Below are 12,793 nucleotides of genomic sequence, written 5' to 3'. Positions count from 1 at the left end.
CGTTAACCTGATTCAAATCGACTGCGCAATTGGCGAGTCCTTAAGCAAACCGTGCGCGGCCGCGCCGGGTTTGCTTAAGCACCCGAAAACGCCTGGCCGCCCGCTTGCGCTGGGCGGCCCGGCGCCGAGATTCAGTTGGCGATCAGACGCACCGCGTGCAGCTGACGCTCGGTGTCGTAACGCACGGTGATTTTATTGGCCGGCACGCCGGCGTCGCTCAGGAACTGCTTGACGGCGATGGCGCGGGTTTGCGCCGCGGCGCGGGCATTGCCGATGTCGCCGCGGTAGCAGTGGCCGCGCACCAGGATGGATTTGGCGGTCTTGAGCTTGGGCAGCAGCAGTTGCAGTTGAGCCTCGCCCACCGGGGACAGTTTGGGGCTCATTTTTTCAAACGGGATCAGGTTGGGGTCTATGGCCATATTGGCGGCCACGGCCTTGTCCAGCGCGGCCTTCTCTTCCGCCGCCTTGATCACGGCGGGGTCGTTGGAGGCTTGTTGAGCGTTAGGATTGGTCTTGCAGCCCACCAGCGACAGGGCGAGCGCGGCGACCATCAGCAAACGTTTCATAGCATTACTTCCCGGATTGACTTTGACATGGGTAAAGGACATCCCGGAGCCCGCCGCGGCCAATCGGCGCGCGGTGGCCCCCGGGGTGCCTTAGAGTCTGTTCAAAGCCCGGCGGTCACGAGCGAAACAGGGCGAAAACAGCGGAAGAAACGGACTGGCCCTAGGGCGCATGAGCATTCCGAAGCGGTACTCGCCGTGCAAGGTCTCGCGCACGCGGCGGACATTGAACAGATTCTTGCAACCCGCCCAGGGCAGTGGGCGGGTTGGCACTTCTTCGCTACTGAGACTTAGGCGATCGCTTTGTTGGCGGTCAGGTCCCAGCCGGAGCTGACGTTACCGCCGCCGGCGCCGTCAGCGCGTTTCTGCTGGGTGTAGGTCCACTTGATCTTGCCGTAAGTGAAGCTCACTTTTTCGCTGGGGAAGCCGTTGTCGTTGGCGGAACCGTGCGGCTCAACCTTGGCGATCAGGACTTGCTCCATCTTGATCTCCATGTACTTCACCTTGTCGCCACCGGCACGGCACAGTTCGATGGTGATTTCCTTGATGTGCTGGCCCTTGCAGCAGGCTTCGTAGATCTTCGGGCTGGCTTTGTCCAGGAAGTGGGTGATTTCGTAAGCGGCGTGGTTCACGCGCTCGGCGGTGGCGCCGCCGGCGGAGCTGGCGGTAGCCTGGGCCGGCTGTTCCAGTTTGTGGGCAAAGGACTGGATTTCGATCCAGTCTTTGTGCTTGTCGTCGCTGCTTTCGCCAGGAATACCGTCAATTTTCAGGAATGCATCAAAAGCCATTTACTTCTCCTTAGAACAAAGGTCAAAAATTGGAGGCGAGCCCTCCCATTCCAAAAGACGCCCGCGCCCGCCGCCGCGCCGGAACCCGGCGGACGCGCGCAGGCTCTCCAGCCTTAACCCGCCGGCTGCGGCAGCTCCGCCACCAGACGCAGGGAAATGGTCAGTTCATCCAGCTGGAAATGCGGCCGCAGGAAGGCGGCGGCGCGATAGACGCCCGGTTTGCCCGGCACTTCCACCACGTCGACGCGCGCTTCGCGCAGCGGGTATTTGGCTTTGGCTTCCTGGCTGGCGGAGTCGTCCAGCAGCACGTATTGCGCCAGCCAGGTGTTCAGGAAGTCCTGCACGTTCTGGCGCGAGGCGAAGCTGCCGATCTTGTCGCGCATGATGGATTTCATGTAATGCGCGATGCGCGATACCGCGAAGATGTAGGGCAGCTGGGTGGACAAACGCGCGTTGGCGTTGGCCGAATCGGTGTTGTAGGTCTTGGCCTTCTGCACCGATTGACCGCCGAAGAAGGCCGCGTAGTCAGTGTTCTTGCAGTGCACCAGCGAGATGAAGCCCAGATCGGACAGCAGTTTTTCGGTGCGGTCGGTGATCGCCACTTCGGTGGGGCACTTGAGCGCCACTTCGCCGTCGTCGGTCTTGAAGGTGTGGGCCGGCAGGCCTTCCACCAGGCCGCCGCCTTCCACGCCGCGGATGGCCGCCAGCCAGCCGTATTGGGCGAAGGCGGAGGTCAGGCGCGCGGCGTAGGCGTAGGAGGCGTTGGTCCACAGGTATTTTTCGTGGGTGCTGCCGTCCACGTTTTCCTCAAAGTCGAATTCCTCCACCGGCACATTGTCGCGGCCGTAGGGCAGACGGCCCAGCACATGCGGCAAGACCAGGCCGACGTAGCGGGAGTCTTCGGATTCGCGGAAGGATTTCCATTTGGCGTATTCGACGGTGTCGAAGATCTTGGCCAGATCGCGCGGCTTGCCCACGTCGGTGAAGCTCTCCAGGCCGAATAGGCCGGAGGAAGCGGCGGTGATCAGCGGCGCATGCGCGGAGGCGGCCACGTGGGACAGTTCGTCCAGCAGGTAGAAGTCTTCCGGGTGGCGGGTGAATTCGTAATCACCCACCAGGCCGGCGTAAGGCGCGCCGCCGAAGGTGCCGTATTCTTCTTCGTAGATCTTCTTGAACAGCGCGCTCTGGTCGAACTCCGGCGCCGCCTTGAAGTCCTTGACCAGGTCTTTCTTGGAGGCGTTGAGCACCTTGATCTTGAGCATGGTGCTGGTTTCGGACTCCATCACCAGGTATTTCAGGCCGCGCCAGGAGGCTTCCAGCTTCTGGAAGTCGTTGTGGTGCATGATCTCGTTCAGCTGCGAGGAGATCAGCGCGTCGATCTCGGCGATGCGCGCGTCTATGCTGGCGGACAGATCGCGCGATACGCTGACGCTGCCTTCCAGCACCTGGTCGACCAGTTCGCCGATCAGGTCGCGGGTGTGGCCCTTCTCGTTGTCGTTGGTGGCGACGCGGCTTTGCTCGATGATGGAGTCGAGCAGGCTGCCTGCCGCCGCCGGGGCTGCGGCCGCGCCGGCCTCAAGTTGTTGTTCTGCGCTCATCTATCACTCTCCCGCTTTGTCCGGATGCGCGGCCTGGCTGATCGCCTTCAGCTTTTCCGTATCGCGCACCACTTCGTCCAGCAATTCTTCCAGCTTGTCGTTGCCCGCCATCTTGTTGCGCAGGTCGGCCAGGCGCTTGCGCGCGTCCAGCAGCTTTTTCAGCGGCTCGACCTGATCCACCACGTTCTGCGGCTCGAAATCCGCCAGTTCGTCGAAGTTCAGCTCCATCGCCAGCTGGCTGCCGTCGTCTTTCAGCTTGTTGTCCACCTTGATGGCCAGGCGCGGCGCCATGCCCTTGAGCACTTCGTCGAAGTTGTCGCGGTCGATCTGAACGAACTTGCGTTCCTTCATCTTGGGCAGCGGCTCCTTGCTGTGGCCGGAGTAATCCCCCAGCACACCCAGCACGAAGGGCAGTTCCTTGGTTTCGATGGCGTCGCCGATTTCAACGTCGTAGGTGATCTGCACGCGCGGCGGGCGTACCCGCGACAGTTTTTTCTGTGTGCTTTCTTTGGCCATGATGGTTCTCTCTCAAGTTCACAAAGCTCTGATTGGAGCGGCTTCGGCGAATGTCGCCGGCCGCTCCGGTGTTACGCCACTACTCAGGCCACGCTGCGCGACAGGCTGGACGCCACCTCGCGCAGCTGCGCCACCGAAATGGACGGATCGTTCAGCCTCCGCCCCAGGATGTAAGCCGCTTCGGCGTAGGCCTGGTGGTTGCGCCACGGCGCGTGCGGCTCGGCCACGTCGACGATGAAGCGGGCGTCCAACTGCCCTCCCCAGCACTGTGCGACGATCTGTTCGTTCAAATCTCCCGGCAGCAAGGCCAGGAAGCGGCCTTCCGGCCGCTGAATCAGCAGGCATTGCTCCGCCTGTCCCGCCTGGCCGGCGGTGGCCGCCTGGTACAACGACAGCCAGGTGGCCGCGGCCAGCATGTCTTCGCCGTCGCGGTCCGGCAGCGGCAGCAGATAGGTTTGCGCCGTCAGGCTGCCCTGGAACTTGCGCAGCAGCTGATGATGGAAGGTGAAGGCCAGCAGCACCGTCTCCAGATCCGGCAGCCCGCGGCCGCTCAACAACCGGCTCAGGTGGGAGGCCGGCGTCACGCTCAGATGCCGTTCCAGCAGCTGCTGCGCCAGATCCAGATCCGCCACGGAGGAGATGCCGAACAGCGACTGCTCCTCCAGGAACTGGCGGCAGGCCAGCATTTCCACCGCGTTGTCGATGGCGCTGCTCAATTGCTCCTTAAGGCCGGAGAAGAACAGTTCGTTGGCCAGCATCAGCACCGACAACGGCGGCAAGGCCGCGTCGCAAGGCATCAGCGAGGCCGCCACCAGCGGGTAATTGCGGCCGCTTTCGTCGCGGCTGGGCTGCATCACGCCCAGCGACAGCCACATCTGGTCGCGGCTGCGCAGCACGAAGCTGGTGCCCGGCATCGCGCGGTAACGCTCCACCGCCTCCGGGCCGGATTCCAGCCCGCCCAGGCTTTGCGCCAGCAGCTGGTCCAGCTGGGTGGCCGCCGGGTGGGTGGCGTTGACGCGGACGAAATCGCCGCGGCGCGGCAATTTGCCGAAAATGCAGAATTGCGGAGGCGTTTCCTGCGCCCGCTTGAAATTGAACGCCATGACTATGTGTCTCCCTTAAAGCGTCACGCGCTCAGGCAAGGTCAGCTTGTACAGCTTGTTCAGTTGCAGCGGATTGACGCCGCCAACCATGCGGAAATTGAATTTCACCGTCTGCGCCTCGCCGTCGGCCTTGCGCAGGTTCCAGGTGAGCTGGGCGGAGTCCGGGCTGTCCTGGCTGACCTTGGCGCTGGAGAGCAAACGCATCAGGCCCATGCGGCCCGGCTGGTTGCCCACCACGCTGCTGGCGCCGCTGTAGGACACCACCTGGATGCGGGCGCCGGCGTTCTGGCCGTTGCCCGGCCAGGTGAACGGCTGCCAGGCCTGCGGGCCGTTGCGGTAGCGCAGTTCCTGGCCGTCCACCTCGAACACGATTTCGGACAGGCCCGGCGTCGGCGTCGGCTGCAGTTCGAAGCGGGTGTTCTCGCCGTCTTGCAACTGGGCGTTGGCCAGCGCGGACAGGCTGCTGACGCTGGACAGGAAGGCCGGGTTGAACTTGACCCCCATATTGCCCCAGGCGCGCGGCACCAATTGGTCGCCCTTCTTCTGCACCAGGCCGTTCAGGTATTTGTTGATGAATTTGTCCAGCGTGCCGTCGTTGGCTTTGACGAAGCGGCTGATCTCCGCCACCGAGGCGCTGTTGCTGGAATCCGCGAACGGGTATTTGCCGGCCAACTGCTTCCACTGCGGCAGCACTTCATTGGCCCAGGCCTGGTTGATATCGTTGGCCACCGGCCCCAGCAAGGCGTTGTAGGACTGGGTCAGCGGACGCACCAGCATGGGCCGCACCATCTCGCCGGTTTCCGGCGTGACCTGGCTGAGCAGGGTGTTGTCGACGAAGGAGGCGGTGTCGCCCAGCTCCGAGCCGGAACCGCCCAGGGTCGCCTGCAAGGCGGCGCGCGCCTGCGGGCCGGGCTCGTCTGTGCTGGAGATCGCCGCCAGCTTGGCTTTCAACTTGGCCAGCTGATCCAGGTAGGCGTTGATCGGCGGATTGTCGCCCTTGACCAGTTGGGCGACGCCGGCGAACTGGCGGCCCACTTCGCCGTACAGCTTGGCCTTGTCCGCCTGGGCCGGCGCGCTGCCGCCCTTGAGGAATTCCGCGGTTTTTTCCAGCATCGACTGCTTGGCGTTTTCCAGCGAGCGGTTCAGCTCGGACGGGTTGTCCCAGGCCGTCTCCATCGCCGCGCGCGCCAGCACCAGCTTGATAGGCGAGCTTTGCTTGTCGGACAGCCGCGCCATCGCGGAGGCGGACTGAGCCGGGTTGCTGAAGTCGCGGGTGGTGACGCCGATCAGGAATTTCTTCCAGGCGGCGGCGTATTGGCCGCGGTACAGGGCTTCCAGCGCGGCGCGGTTTTTCTCCACGTCGCCGTCCCGGCCCAGATTGTCCTGAGAGGACGAGGCCAGTACCCAGTCGTCGCTGCGGATTTCGCCCTTGCTGGCTTCGTCGATCGCGGCTTTGACGTAGCCGTTCCAGGCTTCGCGGGTGTAAGCCCCCTCCACCATCTGGCTGCCGGCCATCACGTCCAGGTCGCGGTTGTCCAGGATCCGCGCCACGGTCAGCGGCGCGAAGCGGGTGTTGGCGCGGGCCTTGATCTCATTGAACACCCGCTCCTGAGCGGACAGGCGCTTGAAGGAGCCGCGCAACACCTCGCGCGCCTCGCCCACCACCTTGGCGTTGTTGTCGATCAGCGGCAGATCCGCTTCCTTGATCTGGCTGACGTAGAAGGCTACCAGCTTCTCGGCCACCGCCATCACCTCTTCCACCGAATACTGGCCGCGCTGGCTTTCCAGGTAAGGCCGCCAGTAGCGCGGCAGCTGGTCGATCAGATGCGCTTCGTCCATGCGCTTCTGCTCGTGCAGCATCAGATAGGTTTTCAAGGCGTTGTAGCTGGCGTCCAGCTGCTGCGGATTGCGTTGCGCGGTGGCGGTCTCGCCTTGCTCGGCGGAAGCTTCCAGCTTGGCGGTGGTGGCGCGTTGCGGCCAATCCAGCGCGCTCAAGTTGATATTGGGCAGGCCGCCGCGCGGCGCGTGCTTTTTAGGCTTGGGCTTGAACGGCGCCGGAGCCGGCGCGGCCGGCTTGGGCGGTTCGCTCACCACCGGGGCGGGCGCGGGCGTCGGCGCGGGCGCTTCCGGCTTCAGCGCCACCAGCGTGGTTTCCAGATTGCGCTGCACCGGGCGCAGCATCGCTTCCTTCAGGCCGGCGAAATACTCGCGGCGCAGTTGCGGCTCCAGCTCCTTGCCCTGGTACAGGCCCAGGCCCACTTGCCACGGCGCGCCGTTCTTGCGGTAGGACTGCAATTCCTCCAGGCGCTTCTGCAGGATCTGCAGCGAACGCAGCTTGTCGTACAGCTGCCCGCTGGCGGCCAGCTTTTGCGCCTGCGCGCGCTCGGCCTTCACCTCGTCCAGCAAATGCTGGTTGCCGATGAAGGACCAGGTCCAGAAGCTGGCCAGCGCGGCCAGCGACAACACTCCAGCGGCCATGCCGAACAGACGCCAGCGGCTGCCGCTGGGCTTGGTCTGCCGGGAGATCAGGTGTTGATCCTGGAACAGCACGTCGCGGAACAGATTGCGCAGGAAGTAGCTGTAAGACGCCGGCGCCTGCTTCATCTCCTGGCCGCCCTGGCTCAGGTCGAACTGGCCTTGCACGCGATTGGCGGCCACGATGCGCGGCACGCCCTCTTGCAGGGCGCTGGTGAAATAGAAACCGCGCAGCAAGGGCCGCGCGTGGTAAGGGTCTTCTTCGTGCAGCAGTTTGACGAATTTGACCACCGCCTCTTTCAGGCCGTGGAATTCGATGGGGAAGGCGAAATGGGCCGGCTTGACCTGATCGCCGCGGTACTGGATCAGTTTTTCCTCGCCGGCCTGCACCAGGCCGCGGTACAGGAGCTCGAACTGCTGGCCGGTCACATTGGCCACGTCGAAGCCCGTGCCCTGGTCCGCGCTCAGCGTCGCGCCCCAGACCCTGGCGCGGTCCTCGTCGCTGGCGTCCTGGAAGAACTGGGCGAAACCGCCCAAGAGGTCCAGCTTGGTGAACACCAGATAAATGGGCACCAAGAGGCCGAAGGTGTTGCAGACCTCGTGAATGCGCTCGCGGATCTGGCGCGCGTACAGGGTGAAGCCTTCGCTATGGTGCTGCGCCAGCTCCGGCAGGCTGATGGCGATCAAGATGCCGTTGACCGGCGCCTTGGCCCGGTGTTTTTTCAGCAGCTTGAGGAATTCCAGCCACTCCACCCTATCTTCGCTCTGGGTGGCGTACCGCCCGGCGGTGTCCAGCAGTACGCCCTCGGTGGAGAAGAACCAGTCGCAGTTGCGGGTGCCGCCCACGCCCTGGATGCCGCTCTTGTCGCTGAAGGGGAAGGTCAGGCCGGACTGCAGGATGGCCGAGCTTTTGCCCGCCGCCGGGTGGCCGATGATCATGTACCACGGCAGCTCGTACAAGGCGGCGCTGCCGCTGGCGCTGCCCAGCTTGGATTTCTTCAGGGTGTCGATCGCCCCCAGCAGCCGCTGGCGCAGCAGGGTGACCTCGGCGCGCTTGTCGGAGCTGGCGTTGATGACCGCCTCGTCCGCCTGCTTGCGCAGCATGCGCTCAAGCAGGCCGCCGGCGCGGCGCGCCAATACCTGGCCCACCAGCAGGGTCAGCACCCAAAACAACATGACGCCGATAATCCAGCCCAAACGGGCCTCCAGCGACTCCAAGCCCAACCACGGCCCCAGGAACCAGATCAAAGCGATCAGGATCAGGAACCCGATTGCCGAAGCCACTTTGGCGTGACGCAGCCAACCTTTCATAAACACCCACCACCTTCTTTTAAACCGTTATTTTTTGAGCAGGGACTTCAGCGAGCCTGAGCGCTCGATATGCCCGAAGTCCTTGAAGCTCCAGTTGCCGCCCCAAGTCAGGCCGGCCGCCGTCGCCTCTTCCCCCAGCGCGTTGTAAGCCTGCATCGCCCAGGGATCGCGTTCCGATATCACTACCTTGCCCTCGCGGATCGGCGCCAAATCCACCGCCAGGCCGTATTGATGCTTGCTCTGTCCGCCTTTGGCCTTGGTCACCAGCGTGGCCTGCCCGGCCAGCGAGTCCTGGCGCTCCGGGCTGCGATAACCTTCCAGCAGCACCATGGGAAAGCCCCTGGCCTTCATTTTTTCCATCACCCGCAGCACCACCTGCACAAACTCCGGATTCAACTTGCTCCAGTCCCTGTCCGCATGGCCCAAGCTTGGGCGCTCCGCTATGACGTTGACAAAAGCTTCCGGCGGAAGCGGCGGCGGGGGCACCAGTTTTTCTTCCAACAGCGTTTGCTTAATTCTTATGCCCTGCGCATATTCTGCCGCTTCGAACTCGGGACTGCGATGAAAACGATTCAATTTCAGCGTGATCGCCACCGCCAGGGCCACCAGCAACAGCGACACCACCGGCAGCCACACCCGCCAGTAACGCGCGGCGGCGCTGGGCGCCCGGCGCGACGCACGCAAAAAAGCGGCGCTCACCGCCCGCTTTTCAGTCAGTGTTTCCGGCCCTGCGGCCATGGCTCCGGCCAAAGCCTCCGCCCCAGGCAGAACAGGCTTTGGCGAGCGGCTCCCTTCCAAGATGCGGGGCTGTCCCAAGAAGAATTTCCAGCCCAGCCAGGACAGGAGCAAAACGATGCCAAGCACCAGGATCGGCAAGATATAGTTCAAATGCATTTTGACGCGAGACGATAAATGACATTACAATTTAAATCAATAGCTTGAGCTACCCGATCTCTGATTTTAACCGCCGTATGCAAATCAATTTGCGACGGAGCATGCATTCCAATTAAACCAAAAATTTGGGATACTTTCGATAGCAGATAGTCACAAATCCAATCGTTAGGAACCGCCGTCATGATGAAAAAACGCCCCAGCTGGCAACGGGCCCGCGCCCTATTTTACGCCATCGCCATAGCCTCTCTGACCGCTTGTTCCAGCACCAAGACCATCGACATCAAAGCGGAAGGCAGCCCGTCGCTAAACCGCGACGCCAAAGGCAAACCGCTGTCCGTGGTGGTGCATGTCTACCAGCTCAAAAACCAGCAGGCTTTCAACCGCCTGACCATGGAGGCCCTGTCCAGCGGCAAGCCTGAATCAGAACTGCTGGGCGACAGTCTGATCAACAGCAAAGAACTGACCTTTTTGCCAGGTGGTAAAGTGACGCTAGAAGACGTCACCATTGAAAAAGACGCTCAGTTCATCGGCGTCGTCGGCTTTTTCCGCCGTCCGGACGCCCACTTCTGGCGCCTGTTGTACGACGCCGACGCCGTCCGCAGCAAAGACCTGAGCTTCCGCGCCGCCGATTGCCACCTGGAAGCCATCAAACCCAAAGCGCTGACCCTGCCCGGCCAGCCCGCGTCCGCCAAAGCGGACTGCGCCGGCAGCCGAAACTGAAGCCTGCCGCGGCGCCGGGCCGACGCTGAAAATTAACAAACTCTTTTGCATGACAAGGGCGCCGCTCTTGCTGCAAAATGTCGCGCATTTTAGCGATCGTGTACACAGTTTGAACAGGGTGTTATTACCGGATGCGGGCCGTTCCGGCCATGACGTGGCTCAAAGCCCGTGCGCTTCTTCGCCCGCGGCGGCCAGGCCCGGCTGACAAGCCGATGAATTTCCAGGCGCAATTGAGATTGAAGTAGATTTCCAGACAAGGTGTATCAGTAATGCAACAAGCCAAACGAGTGCTCTGGGGCGAAGGCATGTTCCTGCGCCCGCAGCACTTTCAACAGCAAACCCTCTTGCTGGAGCAGCACGTCGCCGCGCGGCAGCAACTGAGCCAACGCCACGGCTGGGGCCTGCAACACATCGTCTTGGACGAGCAGGCGCTCAAGGGCGGCACCGTCCGCATCGACGGGCTGTCCATCCTGTTCCGGGACGGCACGCTGTTCCAGGCGCCGGCCAGCGCGCCGCTGCCGCTGTCCCGCGATCTGAACACCTTGCCGCAAGCCGGCATCAAGACCACGCTTTACGCCTGTCTCGCCCATATGCAGCCCTACGGCGGCAACACCCGCAACGGCGAGCTCATGTCCCGCCCCACTCGCTTCCAAAGCGCCAGCGCGGAAGTGGCCGATCTCTACACCCAGGCGCTGGACGCCGATCTGTCCACGCTGGAGCTGGACGTGCGGCTGATGATCGAGGAAGAGAACCGCGACGGCTATGACGCCATTCCGCTGTGCCGGCTGGAAAAAGACGCCACCGGCCAATGGGGCCTGGGCGGCGGCTTCATTCCTCCGCTGGCCACGGTGGAAGGCTCGCGCGAGGTCAGCCACATGCTGCGCCGCCTGCTGGACATCCTGCTGGTCAAGAACCAGGCGCTGTCCGGCGGCCAGCGCGAACGCGCCAAGAACGTGATGGAGTACAGCTCCAGCGACATCAGCTCCTTCTGGCTGCTGCACACCGTCAACCGCAACTTCGCCAAGCTGCGCCACCTGTCGCTGTCCAGCCCGCTGCATCCGGAAGAGCTGTATCTGGCGCTGGCCGAATTCTGCGGCGAGCTGCAGACCTTCTCCACCCATTACACCCTGTCCGACATCCCGGCCTATCGCCACGACGACCTGCACGCCGTGCTGGCCGCGCTGGACACGCAGATCCGCGAACTGCTGGAAACCGTGATCTCCTCGCGTTACGCCATCATCCCGCTGCATTCGCCCAAACCGTCCTTCTACATCGGCCGGCTGGAAAGCGACCGCCTGCTGGAGAACGTCGATTACTACCTGTCGGTGCAGAGCGAACTGCCGGCCAGCCAGATCATCGACAGCGTGCCGCTGAAGATGAAGATCGGCGCGCCGGACGACGTGGAAAAAATCCTCAACTCCGCCATGCGCGGCGTGGCGCTCAGCCATGCGGCGCAAACGCCGTCCGCCATTCCGGTACGCGTGGGCAACCACTATTTCGCGCTGGAGCCGCACGGCGAGATCTTCGGCCGCATGCTGCAATCGCGCAGCATCTGCATCTATATGCCGCAGACGCTCTCCAACCTGACGCTTGAACTGATCGCCGTATTCCGCTGAGGCCGCCATGAACCAAACCGCCGCAACTCTTCAAGAACGCCCGCTGGCCGTAGCCTCCGCCTCGGCGCCCACCCTGCGCGAAATGCTGGAAGACGGCATCTACCTGCTGTTCCTGCTCCGGGACGGCAACGCCCCCAGCAGCGCGGTGGAGTTCAACCGCCGCGTCGACCAATTTCTGAACCAGTACGAGCGCAACGCGCGCAACTTCGGCAAGGACCAGAACGCCATCAACCACTCCAAGTACGCGTTTTGCGCCTTGATGGACGAGATCATTCTGTCCTCCGAGTTCGACATCCGCGACGAATGGGAGCGCATGCCGCTGCAACTGCGGCTGTTTGGCGAGCATCTGGCCGGCGAGGGCTTCTTCAACCGCCTGGAACAACTGCGTCTGGACCCGGCCGCTCATATCGAGCCGCTGGAAGTGTTCTACACCTGCCTGTTGCTGGGCTTCCAAGGCAAATACCTGCTGGAAGGCCAGGAAAAGCTGGGCTACCTGACCCACAAGCTGGGCCAGGAAATCCAGCAAGTGCGCGGCGGCAAGGCCGAGTTCGCGCCCAACTGGCAGCTGCCGCAACGCTTCCAGGCCTTTGTCCGCCATGAACTGCCGCTGTGGCTGTACTTCGCCCTGCTGGCGGTGGTGGGCGCCGGCATCTTCGTCGCCTACCGCTGGCTGCTGTCCAACCAGCTCCAATCCATTTTCGGCCTGTAAGCCATGCACAGCAGCCGCCACGCCCAGATCCTGCCGTCGGTGCTGGACCGGCTGCTGGACGACCAGCCGGACAACAGCCACGGCGCGGAAACCATGTTGTACGAACTGCCGCAGATCAAGCGCTCGCTGGCGCGGGATCTGGAAGCTCTGCTGAACACCCGGCTCGCGCCCTTGCAAGAACTGTTCGACATGTACCCGCAGGCCCACGACAGCATGTTGAGCTTCGGCATTCCGGACCTGTCCGGCATCAGCCTGCTCAATCCGCAAGACCGGGAACTGCTGCGCGAGCAACTGCGCCGCGCCATCGAAGTGCACGAGCCGCGGCTGTCCCGCGTGCGGGTGAACCTGGACGCGCCGCGCGAGATGGAGCGCCATCTGCGCTTCCGCGTCGACGCGGTGCTGAAAGTGCATCCGCACCGGCCGCCGGTCACCTTCGACGCCACCCTGCAACTCTCCTCCAACGTTTACAAGGTACAAGGCTGACCCAGCCTGACAGCGCC

Annotated in this window: 11 protein-coding genes; 4 read left to right on the top strand and 7 right to left on the bottom strand. The window is 63.2% G+C overall.

Annotated features, from left to right (window positions below):
- Positions 1-131: 131 nt before the first annotated feature.
- The 7 genes from ACODSD_RS24605 to ACODSD_RS24575 all read right to left on the bottom strand — a co-directional run bounded on the left by ACODSD_RS24605 (position 132) and on the right by ACODSD_RS24575 (position 9,248).
- The gene (locus ACODSD_RS24605) at positions 132-566 is read right to left on the bottom strand and encodes an OmpA family protein (protein ID WP_158274210.1); all 435 of its coding nucleotides are present in this window, start codon (positions 564-566) and stop codon (positions 132-134) included.
- Between the two features lie 287 nt (positions 567-853).
- Complete coding sequence (locus ACODSD_RS24600; RefSeq protein ID WP_043640831.1) at positions 854-1,351, bottom strand: Hcp family type VI secretion system effector; 498 nt, start codon at positions 1,349-1,351, stop codon at positions 854-856.
- Positions 1,352-1,464: 113 nt separating this feature from the next.
- On the bottom strand, positions 1,465-2,949 hold the full coding sequence (gene tssC, locus ACODSD_RS24595; RefSeq protein WP_107798026.1) for a type VI secretion system contractile sheath large subunit: 1,485 nt from the start codon (positions 2,947-2,949) through the stop codon (positions 1,465-1,467).
- Positions 2,950-2,952: 3 nt separating this feature from the next.
- Positions 2,953-3,465 carry a type VI secretion system contractile sheath small subunit gene (gene tssB, locus ACODSD_RS24590; protein WP_107798025.1) on the bottom strand — a complete coding sequence of 171 codons (513 nt, stop codon included), beginning with the start codon at positions 3,463-3,465 and terminating at the stop codon, positions 2,953-2,955.
- Between the two features lie 83 nt (positions 3,466-3,548).
- Complete coding sequence (tagF, locus tag ACODSD_RS24585; protein ID WP_107798024.1) at positions 3,549-4,568, bottom strand: type VI secretion system-associated protein TagF; 1,020 nt, start codon at positions 4,566-4,568, stop codon at positions 3,549-3,551.
- A gap of 15 nt (positions 4,569-4,583) precedes the next feature.
- On the bottom strand, positions 4,584-8,354 hold the full coding sequence (tssM, locus tag ACODSD_RS24580) for a type VI secretion system membrane subunit TssM (RefSeq protein ID WP_488878588.1): 3,771 nt from the start codon (positions 8,352-8,354) through the stop codon (positions 4,584-4,586).
- 27 nt (positions 8,355-8,381) lie between these two features.
- The gene (locus tag ACODSD_RS24575) at positions 8,382-9,248 is read right to left on the bottom strand and encodes a M15 family metallopeptidase (RefSeq protein ID WP_235084659.1); all 867 of its coding nucleotides are present in this window, start codon (positions 9,246-9,248) and stop codon (positions 8,382-8,384) included.
- 180 nt (positions 9,249-9,428) lie between these two features.
- On the opposite strand from ACODSD_RS24575, the gene tssJ reads away from it, so the two are divergent.
- The 4 genes from tssJ to tssE all read left to right on the top strand — a co-directional run bounded on the left by tssJ (position 9,429) and on the right by tssE (position 12,776).
- Positions 9,429-9,968, top strand: a complete 540-nt coding sequence (gene tssJ, locus ACODSD_RS24570; RefSeq protein ID WP_107798022.1) for a type VI secretion system lipoprotein TssJ — start codon at positions 9,429-9,431, stop codon at positions 9,966-9,968.
- A 269-nt stretch (positions 9,969-10,237) separates the two neighbouring features.
- The gene (gene tssK, locus ACODSD_RS24565) at positions 10,238-11,584 is read left to right on the top strand and encodes a type VI secretion system baseplate subunit TssK (RefSeq protein WP_107798021.1); all 1,347 of its coding nucleotides are present in this window, start codon (positions 10,238-10,240) and stop codon (positions 11,582-11,584) included.
- A 7-nt stretch (positions 11,585-11,591) separates the two neighbouring features.
- Positions 11,592-12,293, top strand: coding sequence for a type IVB secretion system protein IcmH/DotU (icmH, locus tag ACODSD_RS24560; RefSeq protein ID WP_081548565.1), 702 nt, complete (start codon positions 11,592-11,594; stop codon positions 12,291-12,293).
- 3 nt (positions 12,294-12,296) lie between these two features.
- On the top strand, positions 12,297-12,776 hold the full coding sequence (gene tssE / locus ACODSD_RS24555; RefSeq protein ID WP_227106718.1) for a type VI secretion system baseplate subunit TssE: 480 nt from the start codon (positions 12,297-12,299) through the stop codon (positions 12,774-12,776).
- The last annotated feature ends 17 nt before the right edge of the window (positions 12,777-12,793 follow it).

The organism is Chromobacterium sp. FG22 (assembly GCF_057809415.1).
The sequence above is the reverse complement of the archived record's forward strand: the minus strand, read 5'-3'. Positions and strand labels throughout refer to the sequence as shown.